Origin of the sequence: Pseudomonas sp. EggHat1 (assembly GCF_014892995.1) — a bacterium.
Classification (GTDB): domain Bacteria; phylum Pseudomonadota; class Gammaproteobacteria; order Pseudomonadales; family Pseudomonadaceae; genus Aquipseudomonas; species Aquipseudomonas chaetocerotis.
This window is the reverse complement of the sequence record NZ_JACKQK010000004.1, coordinates 249,184-275,175: the sequence shown is the minus strand read 5'-3', so window position 1 is coordinate 275,175 and position 25,992 is coordinate 249,184. Positions and strand designations below refer to the sequence as shown.

At 64.7% G+C, this 25,992-nt stretch carries 24 protein-coding genes; 12 read left to right on the top strand and 12 right to left on the bottom strand.

What is annotated here, in order from left to right; genetic code table 11:
* Nucleotides 1-37: 37 nt before the first annotated feature.
* On the bottom strand, nucleotides 38-922 hold the full coding sequence (locus INS93_RS09595) for a LysR substrate-binding domain-containing protein (RefSeq protein WP_160020484.1): 885 nt from the start codon (nucleotides 920-922) through the stop codon (nucleotides 38-40).
* Nucleotides 923-1,039: 117 nt separating this feature from the next.
* Here INS93_RS09595 and INS93_RS09590 point away from each other — a divergent pair, with 117 nt between their 5' ends.
* A complete protein-coding gene (locus INS93_RS09590; protein WP_160020483.1) occupies nucleotides 1,040-1,300 on the top strand; it encodes a hypothetical protein in 261 nt (86 codons plus the stop codon).
* Nucleotides 1,301-1,415: 115 nt separating this feature from the next.
* On the opposite strand, the gene cmoB is transcribed toward INS93_RS09590, so the two are convergent.
* The 3 genes from cmoB to INS93_RS09575 all read right to left on the bottom strand — a co-directional run bounded on the left by cmoB (nucleotide 1,416) and on the right by INS93_RS09575 (nucleotide 3,931).
* Nucleotides 1,416-2,384, bottom strand: coding sequence for a tRNA 5-methoxyuridine(34)/uridine 5-oxyacetic acid(34) synthase CmoB (gene cmoB / locus INS93_RS09585; RefSeq protein ID WP_192981281.1), 969 nt, complete (start codon nucleotides 2,382-2,384; stop codon nucleotides 1,416-1,418).
* Entirely contained in the window at nucleotides 2,381-3,124 is a 744-nt protein-coding gene (gene cmoA / locus INS93_RS09580) for a carboxy-S-adenosyl-L-methionine synthase CmoA (protein WP_192981280.1), read from the bottom strand. Before cmoA ends, cmoB begins: the two co-directional genes overlap by 4 nt.
* Nucleotides 3,125-3,292: 168 nt before the next feature.
* Nucleotides 3,293-3,931: a lysoplasmalogenase gene (locus INS93_RS09575; RefSeq protein WP_192981278.1), complete on the bottom strand. Its 639-nt coding sequence runs from the start codon at nucleotides 3,929-3,931 to the stop codon at nucleotides 3,293-3,295.
* Nucleotides 3,932-4,084: 153 nt separating this feature from the next.
* Here INS93_RS09575 and INS93_RS09570 point away from each other — a divergent pair, with 153 nt between their 5' ends.
* Nucleotides 4,085-5,317 carry an RNA polymerase sigma factor gene (locus tag INS93_RS09570; protein ID WP_192981277.1) on the top strand — a complete coding sequence of 411 codons (1,233 nt, stop codon included), beginning with the start codon at nucleotides 4,085-4,087 and terminating at the stop codon, nucleotides 5,315-5,317.
* 150 nt (nucleotides 5,318-5,467) lie between these two features.
* Here INS93_RS09570 and rapA read toward each other — a convergent pair whose 3' ends face one another.
* Nucleotides 5,468-8,311 carry an RNA polymerase-associated protein RapA gene (gene rapA / locus INS93_RS09565; RefSeq protein WP_192981276.1) on the bottom strand — a complete coding sequence of 948 codons (2,844 nt, stop codon included), beginning with the start codon at nucleotides 8,309-8,311 and terminating at the stop codon, nucleotides 5,468-5,470.
* A gap of 166 nt (nucleotides 8,312-8,477) precedes the next feature.
* On the opposite strand from rapA, the gene INS93_RS09560 reads away from it, so the two are divergent.
* From INS93_RS09560 to INS93_RS09535, 7 genes are all read left to right on the top strand, one after another.
* Nucleotides 8,478-8,771 carry an aspartate-semialdehyde dehydrogenase gene (locus tag INS93_RS09560; protein ID WP_143511228.1) on the top strand — a complete coding sequence of 98 codons (294 nt, stop codon included), beginning with the start codon at nucleotides 8,478-8,480 and terminating at the stop codon, nucleotides 8,769-8,771.
* Nucleotides 8,772-9,000: 229 nt separating this feature from the next.
* A complete protein-coding gene (locus tag INS93_RS09555; protein WP_192981275.1) occupies nucleotides 9,001-9,600 on the top strand; it encodes an alpha-ketoglutarate-dependent dioxygenase AlkB family protein in 600 nt (199 codons plus the stop codon).
* Complete coding sequence (locus tag INS93_RS09550; protein ID WP_093049229.1) at nucleotides 9,597-9,758, top strand: hypothetical protein; 162 nt, start codon at nucleotides 9,597-9,599, stop codon at nucleotides 9,756-9,758. Before INS93_RS09555 ends, INS93_RS09550 begins: the two co-directional genes overlap by 4 nt.
* 198 nt (nucleotides 9,759-9,956) lie before the next feature.
* A complete protein-coding gene (gene ccoM, locus INS93_RS24875; RefSeq protein WP_280522799.1) occupies nucleotides 9,957-10,073 on the top strand; it encodes a cytochrome c oxidase subunit CcoM in 117 nt (38 codons plus the stop codon).
* 195 nt (nucleotides 10,074-10,268) lie between these two features.
* Nucleotides 10,269-12,257, top strand: a complete 1,989-nt coding sequence (locus INS93_RS09545) for an FUSC family protein (protein WP_192981274.1) — start codon at nucleotides 10,269-10,271, stop codon at nucleotides 12,255-12,257.
* A complete protein-coding gene (locus INS93_RS09540; RefSeq protein ID WP_192981273.1) occupies nucleotides 12,244-12,447 on the top strand; it encodes a DUF1656 domain-containing protein in 204 nt (67 codons plus the stop codon). Before INS93_RS09545 ends, INS93_RS09540 begins: the two co-directional genes overlap by 14 nt.
* 12 nt (nucleotides 12,448-12,459) lie before the next feature.
* Complete coding sequence (locus INS93_RS09535; RefSeq protein ID WP_192981272.1) at nucleotides 12,460-13,311, top strand: HlyD family secretion protein; 852 nt, start codon at nucleotides 12,460-12,462, stop codon at nucleotides 13,309-13,311.
* 145 nt (nucleotides 13,312-13,456) lie between these two features.
* Here the strand turns inward: INS93_RS09535 and codA are convergent, their stop codons facing one another.
* The 5 genes from codA to INS93_RS09510 all read right to left on the bottom strand — a co-directional run bounded on the left by codA (nucleotide 13,457) and on the right by INS93_RS09510 (nucleotide 18,823).
* A complete protein-coding gene (gene codA / locus INS93_RS09530) occupies nucleotides 13,457-14,692 on the bottom strand; it encodes a cytosine deaminase (protein ID WP_192981271.1) in 1,236 nt (411 codons plus the stop codon).
* 11 nt (nucleotides 14,693-14,703) lie between these two features.
* On the bottom strand, nucleotides 14,704-15,927 hold the full coding sequence (locus tag INS93_RS09525; protein ID WP_192981269.1) for a PucR family transcriptional regulator ligand-binding domain-containing protein: 1,224 nt from the start codon (nucleotides 15,925-15,927) through the stop codon (nucleotides 14,704-14,706).
* Nucleotides 15,924-17,195: a cytosine permease gene (gene codB / locus INS93_RS09520; protein ID WP_192981267.1), complete on the bottom strand. Its 1,272-nt coding sequence runs from the start codon at nucleotides 17,193-17,195 to the stop codon at nucleotides 15,924-15,926. Before codB ends, INS93_RS09525 begins: the two co-directional genes overlap by 4 nt.
* Nucleotides 17,196-17,405: 210 nt before the next feature.
* Nucleotides 17,406-17,876 carry a MaoC family dehydratase gene (locus INS93_RS09515; protein ID WP_021488478.1) on the bottom strand — a complete coding sequence of 157 codons (471 nt, stop codon included), beginning with the start codon at nucleotides 17,874-17,876 and terminating at the stop codon, nucleotides 17,406-17,408.
* Nucleotides 17,873-18,823 (bottom strand): alpha/beta hydrolase, encoded by a 951-nt coding sequence (locus INS93_RS09510; protein ID WP_192981265.1) that lies wholly within the window; start codon nucleotides 18,821-18,823, stop codon nucleotides 17,873-17,875. The genes INS93_RS09515 and INS93_RS09510 overlap by 4 nt, the downstream gene beginning before the upstream one ends.
* 232 nt (nucleotides 18,824-19,055) lie before the next feature.
* On the opposite strand from INS93_RS09510, the gene fadD2 reads away from it, so the two are divergent.
* Together fadD2 and fadD1 are read left to right on the top strand one after the other, a co-directional pair.
* A complete protein-coding gene (gene fadD2, locus INS93_RS09505) occupies nucleotides 19,056-20,744 on the top strand; it encodes a long-chain-fatty-acid--CoA ligase FadD2 (RefSeq protein WP_160020468.1) in 1,689 nt (562 codons plus the stop codon).
* Between the two features lie 392 nt (nucleotides 20,745-21,136).
* Nucleotides 21,137-22,825, top strand: a complete 1,689-nt coding sequence (gene fadD1 / locus INS93_RS09500; protein ID WP_192981263.1) for a long-chain-fatty-acid--CoA ligase FadD1 — start codon at nucleotides 21,137-21,139, stop codon at nucleotides 22,823-22,825.
* A gap of 301 nt (nucleotides 22,826-23,126) precedes the next feature.
* On the opposite strand, the gene INS93_RS09495 is transcribed toward fadD1, so the two are convergent.
* On the bottom strand, nucleotides 23,127-24,302 hold the full coding sequence (locus tag INS93_RS09495) for a cyanate transporter (protein WP_192981261.1): 1,176 nt from the start codon (nucleotides 24,300-24,302) through the stop codon (nucleotides 23,127-23,129).
* Nucleotides 24,299-25,201 (bottom strand): DMT family transporter, encoded by a 903-nt coding sequence (locus INS93_RS09490; RefSeq protein WP_192981259.1) that lies wholly within the window; start codon nucleotides 25,199-25,201, stop codon nucleotides 24,299-24,301. Before INS93_RS09490 ends, INS93_RS09495 begins: the two co-directional genes overlap by 4 nt.
* Before the next feature lie 85 nt (nucleotides 25,202-25,286).
* Between INS93_RS09490 and INS93_RS09485 the strand changes: the two genes are divergently transcribed.
* Nucleotides 25,287-25,799 carry a MarR family winged helix-turn-helix transcriptional regulator gene (locus INS93_RS09485; protein ID WP_192981257.1) on the top strand — a complete coding sequence of 171 codons (513 nt, stop codon included), beginning with the start codon at nucleotides 25,287-25,289 and terminating at the stop codon, nucleotides 25,797-25,799.
* Nucleotides 25,800-25,992 lie beyond the last annotated feature (193 nt).

Sequence of the window (25,992 nt, the reverse complement as noted above, 5' to 3'; positions counted from 1 at the left end):
GGTCTATCGCCGCTGAAGCGCCTCCCACTTCGTTCGTTCAGTCCTGGCTGAAAGCCTGAACCATCTGCCTGGCGAGCGCCTCGACGGCGTCGTTGCGTTGATGGCCGAGAATCAGCTTGATGTGGTACTCGCCAAGGGCGGGCAAGCCTTGTTCTGCGCCGAGTCGGCGTAGCGGCGGCCTGACCAGGCTGCGCGGGAAGGGCGCGATGGCCAGATCGGCGGTCATCGCCGCTTCCTGGCCGGCGCACTGCTCGCAGGAGTAGGCGATGCGATAGGCCATACCCTGGCGATCCAGCGCATCGATCGCAGTTCTGCGCCAGGCGCAGCCCGGGTTGGCCAGCGCCAGCGGCAGGGGCGAGCGCTGTATGGCCAGGCCGCCATCGCGTCCGGCCCAGACCAGTTCCTCGGAATAGATCACTTCGCCGCGAGAGTCATCCAGGCCGTCGTTGCCGGCGTTGATCAGGGTCAGATCCAGCTCGCCGGCATCCAGCTTCGCCACCAGATCCACGCTGCGCCCGACGTTGACTTCGACCTCCACACCCGGGTGGCTGCGGGCGAACAGCATGAGTACGCCTGGTAGCACACGGTCGCCGATATCGTTTGGTGTGCCGAAGCGCACGCGTCCGGTCAGCGTGGGGGTGAGAAAGCGCGCCACCGCCTCCTCGTTCAGCTTGAGCAGACGCCTGGCATAGCCCAGTAGCAGCTCGCCCTCGGCGGTCAGGCGAACCTGTCGTGGCTCGCGGATGAACAGGCGCTTGCCGAGGGCTTCCTCCAGGCGCTTGATCTGCAGGCTGACGGCCGCCGTGCTGCGAAATATCTGTGCGGCGGTACGGGTAAAGCTGCCGCTATCGGCGATGGCGACGAAAGTGCGCAGCACGTCGCTTTCCAGAAGCGGTAGAGAGATGGGGGCTGTCGCATTCATGATCGTTAAATATTAATTAATTAAGTGTTTGATATTTGTCGTTTGATTGAACGATAGGCGCGTTTCATCCTGATCGCAACCCCGGCAAGAAGCCGGCCGCGATACGGAGGAAATGCCATGAACAGTTCGAGCAAGCACGACAAGTCGCGCCCAGCCATGCCCGAGTTCTACATGCCAGCCATGTGGCCGCTGGATCTGCAGAACGCCATCGTCGACTGGGTGGGGGCGTGGTTCTGGCGCCGGCGCATGCGTCGCCTGCTGGCGCAGGACATCGAGGGACGGATTCGTCTGGGCAGTGCTCGTGGCGTGGTGGAGCAGGGCGCAGGCGAGCCGCTGCGGTTGATCGCACAGCGACGTGCACGCTGGCTGCGGCCGTAGGGCGTACTCGCGAAGCAGTACGCCGTTGCTAAGTGAGGTTCATGCTGAGATTCGAGGATACACCGATGGCGGACTGTTCGCTCCGCTCCTGAGTCCGCCCTACGAGCGGCCAGCGTTACGGCTTGCGTGCGATCAGCACAGCGCGGGTCGGCGCCGGGAGGCCTTCGACGGTGCGACTGTGGTCGGCCGGGTCTAGAAATTCCGGCAGCGACTGGAAGCGCATCCACTCGGTGGCGCGTTGCTCTTCCACCGAGGTGGTGCTGACGTCGACGCAGCGCACGTCCTCGAAACCGGCGCGGCGCAGCCAGCGCTCCAGCGCCGGTACCGAGGGCAGGAACCAGACGTTGCGCATCTGCGCGTAGCGATCCTCGGGCACCAACACCTGCTCGGCGTCGCCTTCGACCACCAGGGTTTCCAGCACCAGCTCGCCGCCCTTGACCAGGGCATCCTTGAGGTCGAGCAGATGATCGATGGGCGAGCGGCGGTGGTACAGCACGCCCATGGAGAACACCGTATCGAAGCCCTGCAGCTTGGCCGGCAGTTCCTCGAAGGCCAGCGGCAGGTGCCACACCGGTTGATCCGGCAGGTAGCGCTTCATCGCCAGGAACTGGCAGAGGAACAGCCAGTTGGGGTCGATGCCGACCACGCTGTCGGCACCTGCACCGAGCATGCGCCACATGTAGTAGCCGTTGCCGCAACCGACGTCGAGGATGCGTTTGCCCGCCAGATCAAGATGCGGGGCAACGCGCCGCCATTTCCAGTCCGAGCGCCACTCGGTATCGACATGCACGCCGAACAGTTCGAACGGGCCTTTGCGCCAGGGAATCAGCCCTCGCAGGGCGGTATCAAGCTGCGAGCGGCTCGCCTCGTCGCAGGCGCCGCCAAAGGCGAAGCGCTGAGCCAGCTCCACTTCGCTCACCGGTAGATCCGGCAGGGCCTGTACGGCGCCGTACCAGCGCGCCAGGTCGCCATGACCGATGGCCAGCTTGGCGTCGAGCTGGCCGGGCAGGTCGGCCGCCCACTCCTGCAGCGGGGTGCCGGCCAGTTGCGCCTGCAGGGCATCGAGGTCCAGGTCGCGCATCATGGCAGGGCCACCAGCGAGGCGAAGTTCAGGCACTGGAACCATGGCACCACCTTGCTGAAGCCAGCGGCCAGCAGGCGCTCGCGGTGCTGCTCGAGGCTGTCGGGCAGCATCACTTTTTCGATAGCGCTGCGCTTCTGCGCGATTTCCAGCTCGCTGTAGCCGTTGGCGCGCTTGAAAGCCACGTGCAGTTCGGTCAGCAGGTCGTGCTCGACTGCATCCTCGAAACGCAGCTTTTCCGAGAGGATCAGCGCGCCACCGGGCAGCAGGGCCTGGCGAATGCGTGTGAGCAGCTCCAGGCGCCGCTCCGGCGGGATGAACTGCAGGGTGAAGTTGAGCGTGACCAATGAGGTGGGCTGCAGGTCGAGGGCAAGAATGTCGGCCTCGATCACCTCCACCGGCAGCAGCTCCTGGAACATGGCGTCCTGGGCATGCAGGTATTCGCTGCAACGCGCGACCATGGCCGGCGAGTTGTCCACGGCGATCACCTTGCCGCCATCGACGCGTACGTGGCGGCGCAGCGCCTGGGTCACGGCACCGAGCGAGGCGCCGAGGTCATACAGCGTCGTCTGCGGCTGGGCGAACTGGCTGGCGAGCACGCCGATGTTCTCGACGATGGTCGGGTAGCCAGGCACCGAGCGTTTGATCATGTCGGGAAACACCCGCACCACGTCCTCGTTGAAGACGAAATCGGGCACCTCGGGCAGAGGCTGGGCGAATAGACGATCAGGTTCTTGGCTCACGGCAGTCGCAACGGGTAGCGGAAAAGGCCGGCATTTTAGCAAAAAGACGGTCGCAAGCCCCAGGCTACGAGCTGCAAGTGCAGGACAATCCTTTTGCCTCCTCGGGGGAAAGCGTGCTTTTGTAGGAGCGATTGTCCTGGCCGCAAGTGGAAACCTTCGCTGGCTGCCTCAGGCGTTCTGGCGCTCGAACGCCGAGGCGGCAATGCCCCACTGGCCGAGCCAGTAGGTAAGGATGATGGCGTACGGTGCGGCGTCGAAGCTGGCGACGAAACGGTCGATGCCGATCAGGCTGTCGGACAGCACGAAGAGTGTCGCGCCGCCAGCGGCGAGCCAGGTGGAGCGCGGCTGCAGCTGCGGCTGGCCGATACGAGCCAGGGCACGCCAGAGCATCAGGCTGATTGCCGTGGCATAGCAGGCCACCGGGATCAACAGCTCGCCCAGGCCGCTGCTGGCCAGTATGGCGAACATTGCGCCACCGGCGACCAGCGCAAGCAGCAGGGCGGGCAGAGCCGGTTGCCGGCTGTCGTAGCAGTAGGCGCGCAGGTAGGCCAGATGGCCGAGCAGGAAGGCGCCGAGGCCGAACACGAACAGATCACCCGGCCAGTCCAGCAGGATGTCGCCGGCCAGGGAGAACACCAGGCCGATGCCGATCCAGCGGCGATAGGTGCCCACCGGCGCCTGGCGCAGCCAGAGCAGCAGGGCGATCACCGGGATGCCCTTGGTCAGCAGGCTGAGCTGTGCATCGCCGGTGATCCGGCCGTAGAGAAATACCGCAGCACCCGCCAGGCCGAGCAGCAACCAACGCATAGCAAGACTCCCTTCGTTATTGGAATGGCGCGACTATGCCCAGCGACCGAACGGATGCCAATGCGAGGGGTGCCAAATCGGGGGGCGGATCGTGCCGCTACTCGACGTCACCGGCAGTATTGGGCAACGTATGCGTTCGTTCAGGAGAAGCGCATGTCGATATCGCCACCTGTCACCGAGCTGATCGCGCGGCTATACCACGAGGAGTCACGGCGCGTGCTCGCTACTCTGATCCGCCTGCTGGGTGACTTCGACCTGGCCGAGGAGGCGCTGCACGAGGCATTTCGCAGCGCGGTCGAGCAATGGCCGCAGAGCGGAGTGCCGGACAACCCGCGTGCCTGGCTGGTGTCTGCCGGGCGCTTCAGGGCCATCGACAACCTGCGTCGGCAGCGTCGCTTCCAGCCGTTGGATGAACAGGTCGAGCTGCCAGATGAGAGCGACACCGAGGGGGGCGAGCTGCTCGAAGACGACCGCCTGCGCCTGATCTTCACCTGCTGTCACCCGGCGCTGGCCAGTGACGCCCAGGTAGCACTGACCCTGCGCGAGGTATGCGACCTGACCACCGAGGAGATCGCCCGCGCCTTTCTCTCCAGCCCGTCGACCCTGGCCCAGCGCATCGTGCGGGCCAAGGCGAAGATTCGCGACGCGCGCATCCCTTACGAGGTGCCGGGACGCAGCGAGCTGCCCGAGCGCCTGGAGGCGGTGCTGCGCGTTGTCTATCTGGTGTTCAACGAAGGCTACTTCGCCAGCTCCGGTGATTCGCTGACCCGCAGCCAGCTGTCCGACGAGGCGATTCGCCTGGGCCGTTTGCTCTTGGAATTGCTGCCCGAGCCGGAAGTACAGGGGTTGCTGGCGCTGATGCTGCTGCACGAGTCGCGTCGTGCTGCGCGCAGCGGCGTCGATGGTGAAGTGATCCTGCTGGAGGCTCAGGATCGAGGCCTATGGAATCGCGAGCTGATCGCCGAAGGCGAGGCCCTGGTGTTGCAGGCGCTGCATTCGCGACGTTTCGGCCCTTACAGCCTGCAGGCGGCAATTGCTGCGGTGCATGCCGAAGCGGCCAGCCTGGAGCAAACCGATTGGGTGCAGATCGTCGGTCTGTATGACGAGTTGCTGCGGCTGCAGCCTTCGCCGGTAATCGAACTCAACCGCGCCGTGGCGCTGGCCATGCGTGACGGTGAGCAGGCAGGGTTGGAGGAAATCGACCGTCTGCTCGCCACCGGCGAGTTGGACGGTTACCACCTGGCCCATGCGGCGCGGGCCGACCTGCTGCGTAGGCTGGGCCGCCGTGAGCAGGCGATTGCTGCCTACCGCCAGGCCCTGGCACTGGCGCAGCAGGGGCCTGATCGGCAGTTTCTGCAGAAGCGGCTGGAAGAGCTGGGCGGGTAACGCACCTGTTCGTAGCCCGGATGGAATCCGGGGATGGTCGGCACCATGCTCCCGGATTGCATCCGGGCTACTGCGCAGGTTAGGCAGCAGGTGGCGGGCATTGCACCCTCACCCCAACCCCTCTCCCAGGGGGAGAGGGGCTAGCAGCACTTAACCGGCCACCAGTACGCGAATCGCTTCCAGGCGCAGGGCGGCCTTGTCGAACATCGCCAGGCTCTGTTCGCGCTGCTCGCGCAGGGCGTCGATCTCGCTGTCACGCACGCTCGGGTTGACCGCACGCAGGGCGACCAGGCGCGCCAGTTCCTCGTCCAGTTCGGCGATCAGGCGACGCTTGGCTTCGGCTACACGCTCGACGTGACGCGGCGTAACCTTGGCTTCGGCGTCGTTGATCTGCTTGGCCAGAACGTCGCGCTGGGCCTGGACGAACTTGTTGGCGCTGGCGCGCGGCACGCTTTCCAGCTGATCGTTGAGGGTTTCGAAACCGACCTTGGCGGCCAGGTCGTTGCCGTTGGCGTCGAACAGGCAGCGCAGCGCCGCCGGTGGCAGGAAACGCCCCAGTTGCAGCTTGCGCGGGCCAACGACTTCGCTGACGTAGAGCAGCTCCAGCAGCACGGTGCCAGGCTTGAGCGCCTTGTTCTTGATCAGCGCGACGGCGGTGTTGCCCATCGAACCGGACAGCACCAGGTCCATGCCGCCCTGCACCATGGGGTGTTCCCAGGTGAGGAACTGCATGTCCTCGCGGGCCAGGGCCTGCTCGCGATCGTAGGTCACGGTCACTGCCTCGTCGTCGCCCAGCGGGAAGCTGGCGTCCAGCATTTTTTCGCTGGGGCGCAGGATCAGGGCGTTGTCGGAGTGGTCTTCGCTGTCGATGCCGAAGGCGTTGAACAGCTCCTCCATGTAGATCGGCAGGGTGAACTGATCGTCCTGCTCGAGGATGGCTTCTACCAGCGCCTCGCCTTCACCGGCGCCACCGGAGTTCAGCTCCAGCAGACGGTCGCGGCCGCTGTGCAGCTCGCCTTCCAGGCGGATGCGTTCGGCGGTGGCTTCGTCCACCAGTTGCTGCCACTCGCCGTCATCGCCGTTTTCCAGCAGCGGCAGCAGGCGTGGGCCGAACTGGTGCTGCAGGGCGTTGCCGGTGGGGCAGGTGGCGAGGAAGGCGTTCAGCGCCTGGTGGTACCACTGGAACAGGCGTTCCTGCGGGCTGTTCTCCAGGTAAGGCACGTGCAACTGGATGCGGTGCTTCTGGCCGATGCGGTCGAGACGGCCGATGCGCTGCTCGAGCAGGTCCGGGTGGGCTGGCAGGTCGAACAGCACCAGGTGATGGGCGAACTGGAAGTTGCGGCCTTCAGAACCGATTTCCGAGCAGATCAGCACCTGTGCGCCGAATTCTTCGTCGGCGAAGTAGGCGGCGGCGCGGTCGCGCTCGAGGATGCTCATGCCTTCATGGAACACCGTGGCCGGGATGCCGGAGCGCACGCGCAGGGCGTCTTCCAGATCCAGTGCGGTCTCGGCGTGGGCGCAGATCACCAGCACCTTGAATTTCTTGAGCATCTTCAGGGTGTCGATCAGCCATTCGACGCGCGGGTCGATGCGCCACCAGCGCTGTTCTTCGTCGACATTGTCCTGCGCCTGGTAGCTGACTTCCGGGTACAGCTCGGCGTGCTCGCCCAGCGGCAGCTCAAGGTATTCGTCGGGGCTCGGCAGCGGGTAGGGGTGCAGTTCGCGTTCGGGGAAGCCCTGTACGGCGGCGCGGGTGTTGCGGAACAGCAGACGACCGGTGCCGTGGCGATCCAGCAGCTCGCGTACCAGGCGCGCGCGCGCTTCGTTGTCGCCAGTATCGATGGCGTCGAGCAGCGCGCGCCCTTCATCGCCGAGGAAGCCGCCGATGGCATCGCGGGCCTGGGCGCTGAGCTTGCCCTGGTCGAGCAGTTCCTGCACCGCTTCGGCGACCGGGCGGTACTGGCTGCTTTCGGCACGGAAGGCTTGCAGATCATGGAAGCGGTTAGGGTCGAGCAGGCGCAGTCGGGCGAAGTGGCTGTCCTGGCCGAGCTGTTCCGGGGTGGCGGTGAGCAGCAGCACGCCGGGGATGACCTCGGCCAGTTGCTCTACCAGCGCGTACTCGGCGCTGGCCTGCTCCGGGTGCCAGACCAGGTGGTGGGCTTCGTCGACCACCAGCAGGTCCCAGCCGGCGGCGAACAGTGCGTCCTGGGCCTTCTCGTCGTCCTTCAGCCATTCCAGGGCGACCAGCGCCAGTTGGCAATCCTCGAAGGGGTTGCTGGCGTCGCTTTCCATGAAGCGCTCGGCGTCGAACAGGGCGACATCGAGGTTGAAACGACGGCGCATTTCCACCAGCCACTGGTGCTGCAGGTTTTCCGGCACCAGGATCAGCACGCGGCTGGCGCGACCGGAGAGCAGCTGGCGATGAATCACCAGGCCTGCCTCAATGGTCTTGCCCAGGCCCACTTCGTCGGCCAGCAGTACGCGCGGGGCGATGCGGTCGGCCACTTCGCGGGCGATGTGCAATTGGTGGGCGATCGGTTGAGCGCGAGCACCGCCCAGGCCCCAGAGGGACGACTGCAGCAGGCGGCTGTTGTGTTCGAGGCTGTGGTAGCGCAGGGCGAACCAGGCCAGCGGGTCGATCTGGCCGGCGAACAGGCGGTCGCTGGCGAGACGGAACTGGATGAAGTTCGACAGCTGGGTTTCCGGCATGGTCACCGGCTGATGCTGGGCATTGAGGCCGTGGTAGACCAGCAGGCCGTCGACGTCTTCGACCTCCTGCACGGTGAGCTTCCAGCCTTCGAAATGGGTGATCTCGTCACCCGGGGCGAAGCGCACACGGGTCAGCGGAGCATTGCGCGTAGCATACTGGCGGGTTTCGCCGGTGGCCGGGTAGAGCACGGTGAGCAGGCGGCCGTCCTCGGCGAGGATGGTTCCCAGACCCAATTCCGCTTCGCTGTCACTGATCCAGCGTTGCCCCGGTTGATATTGCGCCATGCCTGTCTGTCTCCCGCGTGAAAAAGCCGGCTATGTTAACGGAAGCCGAGCTGCGGCCAAAGCGGTCGTGGCACTATTGCCGTGCGGCTTAGTCAAAAGTGTAGCGAGCGCCGGCTAAAGTCGCGGCTAACGGGGCCGACAGCCTGACCAAAGGAGGTGCTGCAACGTGCTACCGCCTATCCCCCATAGCCTGGTGCCGGTCACTGCCACGCAGGACGTGATCAAGCCCAAGCCCGAGATTCCTCCGGTGACCCCGGCCGAGAGCAGCGCCAAGGAAAGTGCGCTGAGCCTCGACAAGCGCCACCCGCAGGAAACCGAGGAGCTGCTGCGCGAAGAACAGCGCCGCCGCCAGCGGCGTGGCTACACCCCTGAACAGTTGGCCGAGGCCGAGCCGGAAGAGGTGGAGCAGGCACTTGGTGATCTGCCCCGGCAAGGGCTGTGGGTAGACGTTGAAGTCTGATTAAAAGTCTGCTGCGCGTCGGCCCTGCTGCGTTAAAAGCTGGCGAGTAATGCTCATGTACAAAAGTACAGTCGAGCGCGACCCCGGCCGTTCCTCGCCAGTTTGATTCGCTGGCGCTCACCCTTCGGGCCAGCCTTCGGCTGTTACTTCCGTTGGTCGTTGCGCCTTGCATGGCTCTAGCTCGCGAGACTTTTAGCTTTTGCTAGGTATTAAGCTCCGGAGTGTTGTCATGCTGTTCGCCGACCCCTTGCCCGCACTTGCCGATGCCGAGCTGGATTATCTACCCGGCTGGGTCGACGCCGCTCTTGCCGACAGCTGGCTGCACGCGCTGGTCGAGCGAACGCCTTGGCAGCAGCCCGAGTTGTTCATTCACGGTCGCTATCACCGCACGCCACGGCTGACGGCCTGGTACGGCGACCCCGAGGCGCGCTATCGCTATTCCGGGACTATCCACGAGCCCTTGCCCTGGACGCCCTTGCTGGAAGATATTCGCCAACGGGTCATGAAGACCGTCGGACAACCGCTCAATGCGGTGCTGCTCAATCATTACCGCGACGGCCAGGACTCCATGGGCTGGCACAGCGATGCCGAGCCGGAGCTGGGGCGCAATCCATTGATCGCCTCGCTCAACCTGGGTGGCAGTCGGCGCTTCGATCTTCGCCGGGTTGGCAGCACGCGTATCGAGCACTCGCTGACGCTGGAGCATGCTTCGCTACTGGTCATGCGCGGGCCGACCCAGCATCATTGGCAACATCAAGTGGCGAAGACGCGCCAAGCCTGCGCGCCACGCCTGAACCTGACCTTTCGCCTGATTCGGTTTCCGCTATGAGCCATGACGACAAGCTGATCGATTTCGCCGCCGAGCGCGACAAGCGTATCCACGACCTCAACGACAAGCGCCTCAACGAGATGCGCCAGGTCTTCGAGCAGGTATTGCCGATTGGCAAGGCGAAAAAGAAGTCCAAGAGCAAACCCAAGAAACGCTGATCCCCTCCTTTAAATCGTTGTGCACGGCTGCCAGGCTGTGCTTCGCGCCTCGTACCTCCTCGATTTCTTGACCTGGGTCAGTATTCCCCCAGGCCCGGGCGCGCCTGCTCGTCAGCCATTGACCCAGGTCAATTTTCCTGCCGCCAGCGCTGATAACGTGAAGCCATCCCAGACAGACAGGCACAACAGGAGGCAGCCATGTTCGTCGATACAGTGGTTCTCGCCGGCATCGGCACCGTACTTCTGATGGTCGCGTTCTTCGGGGGTGTTGGTTACTTCATCTGGAAGGATGCGCACAAGCGCAAGCAGAGCTGATCCTTCCGGTTCACAGGGCACGCAAGGCAATTCGGGCGACTTCGGTCGCCCTTTTTTTATTTGCGCGCTGCCAGCCTGAGATCGCGGCACCTTCTGGACATAAATGCTTAGCTAGCTAATAATTGAATTTCGCACGGAAGCGCAACTCAATCGCTACAGCTATGTTCAGAGCTGAGATTCTTTCAGGTAGCCATCGTGCGTGATTCCTTGCTGGCGTTTCTGGCGCCAAGCTCGCAAGCCGTTCAATTCGCCATCAAGACCCTGCTCGGCGGCGGTCTGGCGTTGTGGTGCGCGCTGCGTTTCGGTCTGGAACAGCCGCAATGGGCGCTGATGACCGCCTTCATCGTCGCCCAGCCGCTATCCGGCATGGTGGTGCAGAAGGGCCTGGCGCGGCTGCTCGGCACGCTGGTCGGTACCTTCATGGCCGTGGTGATGATGGGGCTGTTCGCCCAGGCGCCGTTGTTGTTCGTGCTGGCATTCGCCTTGTGGTTGGCGCTGTGTACGGCATCCTCGACCATGCTGCGTAGCGCCTGGTCCTACGCCTTCGTGCTGGCCGGCTACACCGTGGCGATCATCGCCTTGCCGGCCATTGGCAAGCCGCATGTGGTGTTCGATGAGGCCATCGCCCGCTGCACGGAAATCTGCCTGGGCATCATCTGCGCGACCCTGAGCAGCGCCTTGCTCTGGCCGCAGCGCGTCGAACGGCAACTGGCGCAGCAGGCGCGCAACGCCTGGCAGGCCGGCGTTGCGGCGTCGCGCCAGGCGCTGGCTGGTGAGGCCGACTCGCGGCAAGGCTTGCTGGAAGTGCTGGCGCGCATCGTCGCCGTGGATGCCCAGCGGGAGCACGCCTGGTTCGAGGGTGCACGCGGTCGCCAGCGTGCCGTGGCGCTGCGGGTGCTGAGTCGCGATCTGCTCGGCATGTTGCGTCTGGCCCGTGGCGTGATGCGGCAGTGGCGACAGCTGAGCAGCGCCGAAGCGCAGGTCGTTGCGCCCTGGCTGCAAATGGTGGATGAGCGCCTGCAGCAGGAGCAGCCATCAGGCTTGCTGGAACTGGTCGAGCAACTGCGCCAGACAGCGCAGGACGAAGAACTGAGCAGTGGCCAGCAGCTGTGCCTGGAGCGGCTGATGGTGCTGCTGCTGCGTGTAGAGGATGCCAGTCGTGCCTTGCGCGCGGTCGAGGAGGGCAGGGCACCGGCCGATGCACCACGCGCCTTGTCCTGGCACTACGATTGGCAGGCCGCGCTGGTCTATGGCTCGCGCAGCGCGTTGACCTTCCTGACCCTGGCGGCGTTCTGGCTGGCCACTGGCTGGACCCACGCCACCGGCGCGCTGCTGCTGGCCTGCGTGGTCTGCAGCCTGTTTGCCCGCCTCGAGGCCGCGCCGCAGATCGGCATGATGTTCCTGCGCGGCATCTTCTACGCGCTGCCAGTGGCGTTCTTCGTCGGGCAGATTCTGATGCCGCAGATCGATGGCTTCGTGATGCTCTGCATGGTGCTGGGCGTGCCGCTGTTCTTCGGTGTGCTGGGCATGGCCAAGCCGGCGACGGCCGCCACCTCCACCTCGTTCTGCCTGCACTTCATCGTGCTCTGCCTGCCGGCGCCGGGTGTCGGCTACAACGTCGAGTTCTTCCTCAACGAAGCCCCCGGCATGCTGATAGGCGTGGGCTGCGCGGTGATGGCCTTCAAACTGGTGGTGCTGCGTAATCCGGTCTGGCATGGCCGCCGCCTGATGCGGGCGATCCTGACCGATCTTGGGCGGCTGACCCGGCGCGATCTGGGGCGCGCCGAAAACTGGTTCGGCGGACGTATGGCCGACCGTCTGTTGCAGCTGGCGCGGCATTACCCTGCGCGGCCGGATCAAGCGCGCAGCCGCTGGGACGATGGCGTGGCTGGCCTCGATCTGGGCGACGAGTTGCTGCACCTGCGCAAGTGCCTGGCCAACGCCGATGCCGACCTGGCACGGTCGCAGCAGCGTTTCCTGGAACACCTCGATGAGGCGCTGGAACGAGGCCCCGCGCAGGGCCGTGAAGACGATCTGAATGCAGCGGTGGCCGAACTGCAGGAGTCCCTGCGCGCCTGCGCGCCCAGCATCGACAAGCGCCTGGCCGAGGCGGCGCTGTTGCAGCTGCAGAGCGGCTGGCGCCACTGGTGCCAACTACGAGGAGGGGCTAATGGGCTTGCATGAATGGTCGCTGGGCGGCGTTTTGCTGAGCCCGATGGCGGCCTACGCGCTATTGGCGCTGCTGTTGACCGGCGTGTTGCGCCTGGGGCTGCAGCGCATCGGGCTGTCGCGCTGGATCTGGCACGAAGCCCTGTTCGATTGTGCCTTGTATGTCTGCGTGCTGGCGGCCGTGATGGTCGTCCTGGCGCATTGAGGAGAAGAAAGCATGCGTTCGACCATACGAGTCGGCATCACCCTGGCCATGGTGGCGGCGGCGATCTTCGCCGGCTCCTGGATCTGGCAGCACTATATGTATTCGCCCTGGACGCGCGACGCCCGGGTGCGTGCCGACGTGGTGACCATCGCCCCGGACGTGTCCGGCTGGGTGGTCGAGCTCAAGGTACGTGACAACCAGCAGGTCAAGGCGGGCGACCTGCTGATGAGCATCGACCGCGACCGCTATCAGGCGGCAGTGGAGAAGGCCAGGGCGGTGGTGGATATTCGTCGCCAGCAATTGAGCCTGCGCGAGCATGAGGCTTCGCGCCGCTCCCGCCTGGGCGCCCAGGCGATCAGTGCCGAACTGCTGGAGAATGCGCAGATCAATGCCGAGATGGCGCGCAGCGAATACCGCGAAGCGCAGGCCGACCTGCGCGTGGCCGAGCTGAATCTGGCGCGCAGCGAAGTGCATGCCCCGCGCGATGGGCAGATCACCAACCTGGTGCTGGCCCAGGGCAACTACGTGAATGCCGGGCAGGCAGTGATGGCGCTGGTGGACACCCAATCGTTCTACGTGCAGGCGTATTTCGAGGAAACCAAGCTGCCGCGCATTCAGGTCGGTGCGCCGGTGGAGGTCTGGCTGATGGGCGGTGATCAGCAGCTTCGCGGCCAGGTGGAGAGCATCAGTCGCGGCATCACCGACCGCAATGCCAGCCCGGACGGGCAGTTGCTGGCCGATGTCGAGCCGACCTTCAACTGGGTGCGCCTGGCGCAGCGCATTCCGGTGCGCATCAAACTGGACGAGGTGCCCGAGGGTTTGCTGCTGAGCGCCGGCATGACCGCCAGCGTGCGGGTGGACTAGCGCGTTTTCGATACTGTGGGAGGGGCTTTAGCCGCGACAACCTGTAAAGTGCGTAGGGTGGACAACGCGAAGCTTGTCCACCGCTTGGACTGACGTGATGGTGGATGAAAGAAGCGTCATCCACCCTACGACCAAATGAAGGTGATCAGGCGCGCTCGATGCTGGCCGGCGTGCGGCGCATCAGCACCTTGCCGTGGCGCACCGACACCAGCGCATGGCCCTGGCTGCGCACCATCTCGTAATCATCAGGCGCCGAGAGGATCAGCAGGTTGGCCGGTCGACCCACTTCCAATCCATAACGCTCGCCGAGTGCCAGCGCCCGGGCCGAGTTGTCGGTGATCAGGTCCAGGCTGCGCTTGAGGTCTTCGTAGCCAAGCATGTGGCAGATGTGCAGGCCGGCTTCGAGGATGCGCAGGATGTTGCCGTTGCCCAGCGGATACCAGGGGTCGACGATGGAGTCCTGGCCGAAGCAGACGTTCATCCCGGCGCGGTCGATCTCGGCCACGCGGGTCAGGCCACGGCGTTTCGGGTAGGTGTCGAAGCGGCCCTGCAGGTGAATGCTCTCGGTGGGGCAGGAGATGAAGCTGATGCCGCTCATCTTCAGCAGGCGGAACAGCTTGGAGCAGTAGGCGTTGTCATAGGAGCCCATGGCCGTGGTGTGGCTGGCGGTGACGCGCGCGCCCATGCCACGCACGCGGGCTTCCTCGGCCAGTACCTCGAGAAAGCGCGACTGCGGGTCGTCGGTTTCGTCGCAGTGCACGTCCACCAGGCAGCCGGTGCGTTCGGCCAGATCCATCAGAAACTTGATCGACGATACGCCCTGGTCGCGGGTGTTCTCGAAGTGCGGGATGCCGCCGACCACGTCGGCGCCCAGCTCGATGGCCTGCTCCATCAGCGCACGGCCACCAGCGTAGGACTCGATGCCCTCCTGCGGGAAGGCGACGATCTGCAGGTCGATCAGGTGGCGGGTTTCCTCGCGTACTTCGAGCATGGCCTTGAGCGCGGCCAGGGTCGGGTCGGTGACGTCGACGTGGGTGCGCACGTGCTGGATGCCGTGGTCGACCAGCATGTCGATGGTCTTCCTGGCGCGGGTCTTGGTGTCTTCATGGGTGACCAGCGCCTTGCGCTCGGCCCACCGCTCGATGCCCTCGAACAGCGTGCCGCTCATGTTCCAGGCCGGCTCGCCGGCAGTGAGGGTGGCGTCGAGGTGGATGTGCGGCTCGACGAAGGGCGGCACGACGAGATTGCCGGCAGCGTCCAGATCGCCTTCGGCGATGGAGTGCAGCGTATGTTGGACGTCGATAGCGGCGATGCGCTCGCCGTCCAGAGTGATGCGGTGCAGGCCGTCGCGGCCGCGCAGGCGGGCATTGTGGATGATCATCAGGTTTCCTCTCAGGCAGGCGACGACAGGCGCCGGATCAACAGCGCAACGCTGATGTTCAGGCGGTCGTGCGGGTCTTCGAACGAGCAGCCGGTCAGCGCTTCAATGCGCTGTAGACGGTAGCTCAGGGTATTGCGGTGAACGTTCAGGCGCTGTGCGGCCAGGGCCAGGTTGCCGTTCTCGGCGAACCAGGCTTCCAGCGTCGGCATCAGCACGGGTTGGTGGCGCGAATCGTCGCCGACCAGCGGGCCGACCACGCGCTCGACGAAGCGATCGAGCAGGCTGCGGTCGCGAATCGCGCCGAGCAGCTCCAGTACGCCCAGCTCATTGAAACTGCACAGGCCCAGGCGCTCTGGGAAACGCTGCGCCACGGCCAGGGCCTGGCGCGCCTCCCCCAGGCCCTGGGCGAAACGCGGCGCCTCGCAACCGGTGCTGCCCAGACCGAGGAACAGCCGCAGCGGGCCGAGTTGCGGTCGCAGTTCGTCGAGCAGCGCGGTCATGGCCTGGCGGTTGCGGGCTTCGGCCTGGCCGTCGGGGCAGGGTAGCAGGGCGATCCAGTGACGGCCCTGGCTGACCAGCGGCAGCGCGTCACCGAGTTCGCCGAGGCACTGTTCCAGGCGCCGTTGCAGCAGTTGCTGGCGGCTCTGCAGCTGGCGCTCGGCGTCTTCGTCGGGCAGGTCGCCGAACAGTTGCTCGCTGCCGTCGAGACGCAGCAGCGCCACCTGACGCGGTACGTGCAGCGCCAGGCCGAGGCTGTCGCCGCGTTGCAGCAATACGTCGAGCGATTGGTAATCGCCGTCGAGCACCTGTTCCAGCACATGCTGGCGCGAGCGGCCGAGCTGCTGCGCCTGCACCAGGGCGGTGCCGATGGCCTGGGTGACGACCACCATCTTCAGCGCGTAGGGCTGCTCGATCAGCGGCAGGTTCAGGCGCTCGGCCTCTGCGATGACGCTTGGCGGGATGGCGTGGATGAACTCGGCGCCGGTAAGAATGACCAGGCCGGCGACCACACGCTCATGGCCCTCACGCACCAGGCGCAGCAGGTTGGCCTCGTCGCGCGGGTGGTTGATGCCGGTGACGAAGATCAGCTCGCCGCCCATCACCCAGTCGGCGATGCCTTCGTTCTCGGCCACGTAGGGCCAGCGCACGGCATTGTCGCGCCCGACCTGGCCAGCACGCAGATGCATGCTGCCCAAGCCGGGCAGGGCGAGCACATCGGCGACGGTCAGGCTCACGCGCCAGCGACCTGCTGGCGGCCGGCCAGGGCCTTGTTCGCCTCGAACAGCACGACGTAGGCCAGGGCAGCCACGGCGATGCCTACCAGCGGCGCGACCCAGGGCGAGAAGTAGGCGCTCAGCGCACCGATCAGATAGGCGCCCAGGCCGACCCAGTTGAATGCGGGCAGGCGCACATCGGCCAGTTTCGGGTAGCGCGCGCGGTGGCCGTAGAAGAAGTCGGCCATGATCACGCCGCCAATCGGCGGGATGATCGAGCCGAGCAGGATCAGGAAGGGAATCAGCATCTCGTACATGCCGCCGATGGCCAGCAGCGTGCCGATGGCCGCGCCGGCCAGGGTGACAGTCTTGCGCTTGCCGGTGCGCAGCAGGTTGCAGCCGGCGGCGGCGAAGTTGTAGATGGTGTTGTCCTGGGTGGTCCACAGGTTGAGGAACAGCATGATCACGGCAGCCATGGACAGGCCCTGCAGCACCAGCACCTCGACCACGTCCGGTTGTTGATAGACGATGGCGCCATAGGCACCGGCGACGATCATCAGGCCATTGCCGATGAAGAAGCCGAACAGGCTGGCCAGCACCGCGACGCGGCCGCTCTTGGCGAAGCGTGTCCAGTTGGTGGCCTGGGTGGCGCCACTGACGAAGGTGCCGAACACCAGGGTAATGGCCACGCTCAGGCTCATACTCTCGGACGGTTCCACCGCCAGCAGGCCGGCGAGGCCGCCGATATCACGGGTGGCGATCCACAGCGAAGCCACCAGCAGCACCAGCATGGCCGGCACGGCAACGCGCGAGAGCAGGTCGAGGCCCTTGTAGCCGACGAAGGCGGTGAGGCAGAAACCGAAGCCGAACAGCACCATCAGTGGGATGGTCAGGCTTTCGGGCAGGCCGAGAATCTTCACCAGCACGATGGCGATGGTCGCCGTGCCCCAGGCGTACCAGCCGATCTGGGTGAAGCCGAGAAGCATGTCGGACAGCTTGCTGCCCACTTCGCCAAAGCAGAAGCGCCCCATCAGCACCGAATTCAGCCCGCTGCGGCAGGCGATCAGGCCCAGCACGGCGGCATACAGGCCGAGCAGCAGGTTACCGATCACCGCAGCCCAGAGCAGGGTGGTGAAGTCGAAGGCCATGCCGATCTTGCCGCCGGCGAACATGGTGGCGGTGAAGAAGGTGAAACCGAACAACAGGATGGCGGTGGAGAACAGCCCCTTGCGCGCGCCGTTGGGCACCTCGCTCAGGGGGTAATCGCTATCGGGGGTGACGTTGCTCATGGACCTGGCTCCGGTATGGATGGTGAAGCCTTGGTGAAAGCAGGGGACGTGCCAGAAATCAGCGCAGCAGGCCGCTTGGCAAGGTGGTCAAAGGGTTTTGTGCGAAATGCACAAAGAAACGCACTAATAAAGCGAAGGATCGCTCAAGATTTGTGAGTGTAGAACAAAAGTGGTGCGCGACGCTGCTGTCGCGCACCAGCTTGCAGCGCATCAGTTGACGGTGACCTGCGGCATCGGCGGCATGGTCACGGTCTGCTCGCTCGCCGGGGCGAGCACCTCGGCTTCGCCGTCGACCACTTGCTTGCCGTCCTGGTTGTACACGCGGGTGGCGATGCGCACGCGGTTCTTCGGCAGTTTTTCCAGCACTTCCAGCTTCACGGTCAGGGTGTCGCCGAGCTTCACCGGGCGGGTGAACTTGAGCTGCTGGCCGAGGTAGATGGTGCCCGGGCCGGGCAGGCGGCAGGCGATGGCGGCGCTGATCAGTGCGCCGGTGAACATGCCGTGGGCGATGCGCTCCTTGAACATCGTCTCGGCGGCGAAGGCTGCGTCCAGATGTACCGGGTTGTTGTCGCCGGAGACGGCGGCGAACAGCTGCACATCGCGCTCTTCCACGGTTTTCTCGAAGGCCGCTTGCTGGCCGACGCTGAGGGCTTCGTAAGGGATATTGGTGACCTGTGTCATGGGCACTCCTTGATTGGGCTTCGACCCTGGCTCAGCGCCTGCTGCAGCCAGTCGATCAGGTGGGCGGTGACCTCGTTGCGATTGCTCTCGTTGAGCAGCTCGTGACGGGCCTCGGGATAAATCTTCAGTTGCACGTCGCGCACGCCGGCCTCGCGCAGGGCGCCAGCCAGATCACCCAGGCGCTTGCCGTCGCTGACCGGGTCGCGCGAGCCGCCAATGACCAGCAGCGGCAGGTCGGCATCGATCTGCGCCAGGTTGCTGGTCGGGGTGATGCGCTGCAGGCCATCGAGCAGGTCGCACCACAACTGCGTGGTGCAGACGAAGCCGCACAGCGGGTCGGTCACGTATTTGTCCACTTCCGCCGGGTCGCGGCTGAGCCAGTCGAAGGCCGTGCGGTTGGGCTTGAAAGCCTTGTTGAACGAGCCGAAGGAGAGAAAATCGATGACCTTGCTGCGCCCCTTGGGGCCCAGGCGCCAGCGCTCGAAGCCGGCGATCAGCCTGGCGGCCTTGTACAGCGCCACGGGCTGGTAATTGGAGCCGGACAGCACGGCGCCCTGCAGGCTGCAGCTATGGCCCAGCAGATAGGCCATGCCGATGTAGCTGCCCATGCTGTGGCCGAACAGGAAGATCGGCGTATGCGGATGCTGCTGGCGAATGTGATGGTTGAGGGTGGACAGGTCGCCGACCACCTTGCTCCAGCCGTCTTCATCAGCGTAGTGGCCAAGGGTGCCGCGTTCTGCGGTGGCACCATGGCCGCGCTGGTCCAGCGCGTAGAGCGCGAAGCCCGCCGCTACCAGGGCTTCGGCCAGGCGTACGTAGCGCAGGCTGTGCTCGGCCATGCCATGGGCGAGCATGACCGCCGCGCGTGGCGGCTGGTCGCCGTACCAGTGAYTGACCTGCAATGGCGTGCCATCGCTGGCGTTGATAACGAAGGCGTCGTGGCGCATGGCGAATCCTTGTGCCGGAAGTTGGCGGCATTGTGCACCTTGGCCGTCCTCACGCAAAGCACAGCCGAATTTCCGGCGAGCCGCAAAGATCGGTTACGAATCACTGCATTTATTGCGAAATTCAGCCCATCAATGACGCCTTCGAGCTATTTGCGGCGCCGCTCTGAACTGCTACTTTCCGGGCAGTCCCGCACCGCGGGCCAGATCACTTCAGGGGAAGAGGACAAGAACAATGCAACCTGATTTCTGGAACGACAAGCGCGCTCCCGGCGTGCCCAACGATATCGACCTGTCCAGCTACAAGTCGGTGATCGAAGTATTCGAGCGCTCATGCAAACGTTTCGCCGACCGTCCGGCCTTCAGCAACCTCGGCGTCACGCTGACCTATGCCGAGCTGGATCGTCTCTCCGCGACCTTCGCCGCCTACCTGCAAAAGCACACCGACCTCAAGCCAGGCGATCGTATCGCGGTGCAGATGCCCAACGTGCTGCAGTATCCGATCGCCGTGTTCGGCGCCATGCGCGCCGGGCTGATCGTGGTCAACACCAACCCGCTGTACACCGCGCGCGAGATGCGCCACCAGTTCAAGGATGCCGGGGTGCGTGCGCTGGTGTACCTGAACATGTTCGGCAAGCTGGTTCAGGAGGTGCTGCCCGATACCGAGATCGAGTACCTGATCGAAGCCAGGATGGGCGACATGTTGCCGAGCCTCAAGGGCTGGCTGGTCAACACCGTGGTGAAGAAGGTCAAGAAGATGGTGCCCGACTACCATCTGCCCCAGGCCATTGCCTTCAAGCAGGTGCTCAAGCAGGGCCACGGCCAGACGCTGACGCCGGTCAAGGTCGGTCATGACGACATCGCCGTGCTGCAATACACCGGCGGCACCACCGGCGTGGCCAAGGGCGCCATGCTCACCCACGGCAACCTGGTGGCCAACATGCTGCAGGTGGACGCCTGCCTGGCGCAGCTCGGTGAAGACGGCACGCCGCTGATGAAGCAGGGTCAGGAGATCATGATCGCGCCGCTGCCGCTGTACCATATCTATGCCTTCACCGCGAATTGCATGTGCATGATGGTCAACGGCAACCAGAACGTGCTGATCACCAATCCACGCGACATCCCCGGCTTCATCAAGGAGCTGGGCAAGTGGAAGTTCTCCGCGCTGCTGGGCCTCAACACCCTGTTCGTCGCGCTGATGGATCACCCCGAGTTCAAGAACCTCGACTTCTCCAACCTCAAGGTCACCAACTCCGGCGGTACCGCGCTGGTCAAGGCGACTGCCGAGCGCTGGCAGCAGATGACCGGCTGCACCGTGGTCGAAGGTTACGGCCTGACCGAAACCTCGCCGGTGGCCAGTACCAACCCCTATGGCGACAAGGCGCGTCTGGGCACTGTCGGCATTCCGGTACCGGGCACGGCGTTCAAGGTGATCGACGACGACGGCAACGAGATGCCGCTGGGTGAGCGCGGCGAGTTGTGCATCAAGGGGCCGCAGGTGATGAAGGGCTACTGGCAGCGTGAGGAAGCGACCGCCGAAGTGCTCGACGCAGAAGGCTGGTTCAAGACCGGCGACATTGCCGTGATCGACGCCGACGGCTTCGTGCGTATCGTCGACCGCAAGAAGGACATGATCATCGTCTCCGGCTTCAACGTGTACCCCAACGAGATCGAGGACGTGGTCATGGCCCACCCGAAAGTCGCCAGTTGCGCGGCCATCGGCGTGCCGGACGACAAGTCGGGTGAGGTGGTCAAGCTGTTCGTGGTGCCGCGTGACGGCGGCGTTACCGTCGAGGAGCTCAAGGCCTACTGCAAGGAAAATTTCACCGGCTACAAGGTGCCCAAGCACATCGTGTTCAAGGACTCACTGCCGATGACCCCGGTCGGCAAGATCCTTCGTCGCGAGCTGCGCGACATCGCCTGACCCAAAGCCCCTCCCCACTGTTGGGGGAGGGGCTTTCCCGCCTCAACTGCCGTCGGGCAGTGCAATTGTTGTGATTTAGTAACTACCCTCGCGTGTTTCATGCAGCCCAGTGCTGCATCAGCGGCAGAGACGAGCTAGGCTCTACGCGCTGCAAGATGCGAGCTAGAGGCTTTTCGCAGGTTCACGAAGATAAGGATCGTCTGTGACTGCGCGGTCTCTTTCGGTCACTTTTGCGACTCTTTAGCCCATGTTTGGTGCTAGTCGGCCTCTGGCAAAGCTGCTACTCTCGGCGCGCTTCCGGGCCCCTGGGTCAGCGGGAAAGCGAGCTATACACACAACAAACAACCGCCCTCGCGCGGTGAAGATCAGCTGTTGCTTAGGAGTGGGCTTCCATGACCGAAAACTTCTGGAAGGACAAGTATCCCGTTGGGGTTGCTGCCGAAATCAATCCCGATCAGTACCCGAACATCCTCGCGGTACTGAAAGAATCCTGCCAACGCTTCGCCGACAAGCCTGCTTTCAGCAACCTGGGCAAGACGCTCACCTACGGCGAGATCTACACGCTGTCCGGTGACTTCGCGGCCTACCTGCAGAAACACACCGATCTCAAGCCCGGCGACCGTATCGCCGTGCAACTGCCCAACGTGCTGCAGTACCCCATCGTGGTATTCGGTGCCATGCGCGCCGGCCTGGTGGTGGTCAACACCAACCCGCTGTACACCGCGCGGGAGCTGGAACACCAGTTCAACGACTCCGGCGCCAAGGCGCTGATCTGCCTGGCCAACATGGCCCACCTGGCCGAACAGGTCGTGCCCAAGACGGGCGTGAAGACGGTGATCGTCACCGAAGTCGGCGACATGTTGCCGACCTTCAAGCGTCTGCTGGTCAATGCCGTGATCAAGCACGTGAAGAAGATGGTGCCGGCCTACAACCTGCCCAAGGCAGTCAAACTCAACGATGCTCTGGCCAAGGGCCGTGGCCAGAGCTTCAGCGAAGCCAATCCGAACAATGGCGATGTCGCCGTGCTGCAGTACACCGGCGGCACCACTGGCGTGGCCAAGGGCGCGATGCTCACCCATCGCAACCTGGTGGCCAACATGCTGCAGGTCAAGGCGCTGATGGGCGCCAACCTCGATGAAGGCTGCGAGGTGCTGATCGCGCCGCTGCCGCTTTACCACATCTACGCGTTCACCTTTCACTGCATGGCAATGATGCTGATCGGTGGCCACAACATCCTGCTGACCAACCCGCGCGATCTGCCAGCGGTGGTCAAGGACCTGGCCAAGTACCGCTTCACCGGTTTCGTCGGCCTCAACACCCTGTTTGTCGCCCTGTGCAACAACGAGGATTTCCGCAAGCTGGACTTCTCCAGCCTGAAGCTCACCGTTTCCGGCGGTATGGCCCTGCAACTGGCAACCGCGGAGCGTTGGAAGGACGTCACCGGCTGCGCCATCTGCGAAGGCTTCGGCATGACCGAGACCAGCCCGGTGGCCACGGTCAACCCGTTCAGCGCCATCCAGCTCGGCACCATTGGTATTCCGGTGCCCTCGACCCTGTGCAAGATCATCAACGACGATGGTCAGGAACTGGCCATCGGCGAGATCGGCGAGCTGTGCGTGAAGGGCCCGCAGGTGATGAAGGGCTACTGGCTGCGCCAGGACGCCACCGACGAAATCCTCGATGCCGAAGGCTGGTTGAAGACCGGCGACATCGGTCTGATCCAGGAAGATGGCTATCTGCGCATCGTCGACCGCAAGAAGGACATGATTCTGGTGTCCGGCTTCAACGTCTACCCGAACGAACTGGAAGACGTGCTGGCGACCCTGCCCGGTGTGCTGCAGTGCGCCGCCATCGGTATTCCGGACGAAAAATCCGGCGAAGCGATCAAGGTGTTCGTGGTGGTCAAGCCGGGCGAGAGCGTGACCAAGGAGCAGGTGATGGAGCACATGCGCGCCAACCTCACCGGCTACAAGGTGCCCAAGGCCGTGGAGTTCCGCGACGTGCTGCCGACCACCAACGTCGGCAAGATCCTGCGCCGCGAGCTGCGCGACGAAGAGCTGAAGAAGCTGGGCAAGAAGTGATTCGCTAGCTGCGTTCGAGAACCCCGCTTCGGCGGGGTTCTTGCGTTTTGGGCTGAGAGTGCAGGGCAGTCACGAAGCATGATGGCGGACTGTTCGCTTCGCTCCTGAGTCCGCCCTACGTGCTGGTTGAGATTCGCGATGCAGCGCCGTAGGGCGCACTCGGCTTTGGCTTCCTGCGTCGCTCTACCTCCTGCATCCATGCAGTCGTCGCGAAGCAGTACGCCGTCAGGGTTCTCAGGGGCGTCGTGGTGCCAGCCCTGGCTTGGTTCCGCAGGCTACTCGCTACGCTCGTGAAACCGGCCTACAGGCTAAGGATAGGGCGGGTTTGGAACCGCCCACTGCCAGGGGCGAAGCGCGCCGCCATGGCCATCAACACAACGGTAGCGGCAGCCATGGTCAGCCAGCTCAGGCGCAGGTCGTCGGTGTACTGGCGTAGCAGGCCGGCCAGGAATGGAGCCGTGGCGGCGATCAGGTAGCCGCCGCCCTGCACGAAGGCCAGCAGGTCGCCGGTCTGGCGCGGATCATCCAGATGATCCTGGGCCACCACCAACGACAGTGGGAACAGCGCGCCGATGCCGATGCCCAGCAACATGCAGATCGGCACCACCAGTTGCAGCGGTGCCATCATCAGGCCGAGCAGCCCGGCCAGCAGCGCCAGCAAGACCACCGCCAGCAAAACGCGCCGATCCGGATAGCGTGGCAGCAGGCTCGATGCCAGCAGGCCGGCGACTACTTCGCAGAGCGTCAGCGCAGCCAGCAACAGGCCGCTGGCCTGCGCGCTCCAACCCAGCGAGGTGTAGTAGGGCGGCAGCCATGCCAGCACCAGGGTGTAGCCGGCGGTGCCGATGCCGAAGAAGCTCATCAACAGCCAGGCCCTCGGCGAGCGCCAGACATCCAGGCGTGGCAGCTCGCTCGAGGTTGCGACTGCCTGCGCAGGTGCTGCGCGGCGCCAGAACGCAGCAGCGAGCAGAGCGGGCAGTGCCCAGCTCGCCAGCGCCCACGACCAGCCTATCGACTGCGCCAGCCAGGGCGTCAGCGCCGCACCGAAGGCCGCGCCGCCCATGATCGCGCAACTGTAGAAACCGATCAGGCGGCCACTGTCGGCGGCGAAGCGTGACTTGATCAAACCCGGCAGCAGTGCCTGGACGAAGGCGATCCCGGCGCCAGCCAGCAAGGCGGTGGCGATCAAGGTGCTGGAATCCGGCAGCACGCCGCGCAGCAGACAGGCGAGGGCGATCAGCAGTACGCCGAAGAGAATCCCGTTGCGCTCGCCGAGGCGCTGGCGCAGCAGGCCAGCGGCCAGGGCGCCGAGACCCATGATCACCACCGGCAGGCTGGTCAGCAGGCTGGCTCCAATATGATCCAGGCCGCTATCGAGCTGGATGCGGTCGAGCAACGGGCCGATGGCCGCCAGCACCGGGCGCAGATTCAGGCCGAGCAGGACGATGGCGATGAGCAGCAAGGTCTGGCGCTTCATGCCTGTGCCTCCTTCGCCCCGCGCCAGGCCACCAGCAGCACACCGCCGACGATGCACAGCGCTGCCAGCAGCATCGATAAGCTGCCCTGTTCGCCGAGCAGGCCGATGGCGATGGCCGCGCCAGTGATCGCTGCCACCGAGCCGATCTGGCTGAGAAATACCGTGCCGGCCAGGTTCTGCAGGACGAAGAACAGCGCATAGACCGCCGCGAAAAGCAGCATCTGCAAGGCCAGTAGGCCGACTGCCGCAGGACTTTCCAGGCGGGGTGCGAGGTCGACACCGAACAGGCCCAGCGGCACCAGCAGCAGTGCGCCGCCCAGCAGCATGCCGGGGGCCAGGGATAGTGGGCTGGCACCCGCCGGCCAATAGCGGGCTCGGTAGATGTTGCCGAGCGCCAGGAACACCGGCACGCAGAGCGCCGCCAGCACCCACAGCAAGGGGCTGTCGCCGGCATTGAGCTTGCCCAGGGCCAGCAACAGGCTGCCGGCCAGGCCGATGCAGATGCCCAGCAGACGAATGCGGCTCAACCCTTCCATGCGCAAGGCCAGGGCCAGCAGGTAGGTGATCAGGGGCGGGAAGGCCAGGCACATCGAGGCGAAGCCGGCGCCGACATGGCCAATCGAGCTGAACAGCAAGCCGTTCGGCACAGCGATGCTGAGCAGTCCCGAGGCCAGGTAATAACCCAGCAATTCTGGACGGGTGCCAGGGCGCTCGCCGCGTATCCAGGTAAACAGCAACAGCAGCAGACCGCCGCCCAGCAAGCTCCAGAGCAGGTAGGCCATGGCTGGCCAGCCAACGTTGCCGGCCAGTTTCACCAGGATGCTGGTCAGCCCCATCAAGGCGCCTATGGTCAGCAACAAGGACAAGGCGAGAACAGGACGAAAATTGGAGTCGGGCATGCAGCTGCCTCCTGAGGGTGAATGCGTTACGATGCAAACATTCTTTTTGAAAAGTATCTTGATGGCAAGATAAATCGAGGGCGATATGCAAGACCGTGCACAATTGGCTGCCGAACAGTGGCTTCGACAGCGGCCGGATCTGGATGGTTTTTCCATGGCGGTGATCGGCCGCCTGGGTGAGCTCAGCCAGGTGATCACGCGCGATCACCTGCTGCCGTTCTTCACCGCGCACGGCCTGCAGGCCGGTGAGTTCGACCTGCTCGCGACCTTGCGCCGCTCGGGCGAGCCCTATGCGCTGATGCCCACGGCGTTGTACGAGAGCGCGATGATTTCCTCGGGCGGCATGACCAGCCGCATCGACCGTCTGGAAAAGGCCGGGCTCATCGAGCGACGCAAGCATCCCAGCGACCGCCGTGGCGTACTGGTGGCGCTGACCCCGGCCGGCTTCGAGCTGATCGACGGCATCCTGGCGGCCCACGTGGCTAACCTCCAGCGCGTGCTCGCAGGGTTGACCGCCGACGAGCAGCGCACGTTGCATGAATTGAATGGCAAGGTGTTGGCAGGGTTGGCAGGGTTGGCTGAGCGAGACGGGGAGTAGTTGTGTCGATGGCTCCCACGCTCCGGCGTGGTAGCAAGCCCGTGACGCTCTGCGTCACAGCACAGCACGCAACTGCTCGCGGTAGACGCTGGAGCGTCGGGGGCTGCATTCCCACGCAGAGCGTGGGAACGATCAAAGGCAGGGGTGATGTCGATGGCTCCCACGCTCCGGCGTGGTAGCAAGCCCGTGACGC

What these genes read in the sequence shown, in the direction of transcription:
- INS93_RS09595 (WP_160020484.1), bottom strand. Translation starts at nt 922, where the DNA reads ATGAATGCGACAGCCCCCATCTCTCTACCGCTTCTGGAAAGCGACGTG.
- INS93_RS09590 (WP_160020483.1), top strand. Translation starts at nt 1,040, where the DNA reads ATGAACAGTTCGAGCAAGCACGACAAGTCGCGCCCAGCCATGCCCGAG.
- cmoB (WP_192981281.1), bottom strand. Translation starts at nt 2,384, where the DNA reads ATGATGCGCGACCTGGACCTCGATGCCCTGCAGGCGCAACTGGCCGGC.
- INS93_RS09575 (WP_192981278.1), bottom strand. Translation starts at nt 3,931, where the DNA reads ATGCGTTGGTTGCTGCTCGGCCTGGCGGGTGCTGCGGTATTTCTCTAC.
- INS93_RS09570 (WP_192981277.1), top strand. Translation starts at nt 4,085, where the DNA reads ATGTCGATATCGCCACCTGTCACCGAGCTGATCGCGCGGCTATACCAC.
- rapA (WP_192981276.1), bottom strand. Translation starts at nt 8,311, where the DNA reads ATGGCGCAATATCAACCGGGGCAACGCTGGATCAGTGACAGCGAAGCG.
- INS93_RS09555 (WP_192981275.1), top strand. Translation starts at nt 9,001, where the DNA reads ATGCTGTTCGCCGACCCCTTGCCCGCACTTGCCGATGCCGAGCTGGAT.
- INS93_RS09550 (WP_093049229.1), top strand. Translation starts at nt 9,597, where the DNA reads ATGAGCCATGACGACAAGCTGATCGATTTCGCCGCCGAGCGCGACAAG.
- ccoM (WP_280522799.1), top strand. Translation starts at nt 9,957, where the DNA reads ATGTTCGTCGATACAGTGGTTCTCGCCGGCATCGGCACCGTACTTCTG.
- INS93_RS09540 (WP_192981273.1), top strand. Translation starts at nt 12,244, where the DNA reads ATGGGCTTGCATGAATGGTCGCTGGGCGGCGTTTTGCTGAGCCCGATG.
- INS93_RS09535 (WP_192981272.1), top strand. Translation starts at nt 12,460, where the DNA reads ATGCGTTCGACCATACGAGTCGGCATCACCCTGGCCATGGTGGCGGCG.
- codA (WP_192981271.1), bottom strand. Translation starts at nt 14,692, where the DNA reads ATGATCATCCACAATGCCCGCCTGCGCGGCCGCGACGGCCTGCACCGC.
- codB (WP_192981267.1), bottom strand. Translation starts at nt 17,195, where the DNA reads ATGAGCAACGTCACCCCCGATAGCGATTACCCCCTGAGCGAGGTGCCC.
- INS93_RS09515 (WP_021488478.1), bottom strand. Translation starts at nt 17,876, where the DNA reads ATGACACAGGTCACCAATATCCCTTACGAAGCCCTCAGCGTCGGCCAG.
- fadD2 (WP_160020468.1), top strand. Translation starts at nt 19,056, where the DNA reads ATGCAACCTGATTTCTGGAACGACAAGCGCGCTCCCGGCGTGCCCAAC.
- fadD1 (WP_192981263.1), top strand. Translation starts at nt 21,137, where the DNA reads ATGACCGAAAACTTCTGGAAGGACAAGTATCCCGTTGGGGTTGCTGCC.
- INS93_RS09495 (WP_192981261.1), bottom strand. Translation starts at nt 24,302, where the DNA reads ATGAAGCGCCAGACCTTGCTGCTCATCGCCATCGTCCTGCTCGGCCTG.
- INS93_RS09490 (WP_192981259.1), bottom strand. Translation starts at nt 25,201, where the DNA reads ATGCCCGACTCCAATTTTCGTCCTGTTCTCGCCTTGTCCTTGTTGCTG.
- INS93_RS09485 (WP_192981257.1), top strand. Translation starts at nt 25,287, where the DNA reads ATGCAAGACCGTGCACAATTGGCTGCCGAACAGTGGCTTCGACAGCGG.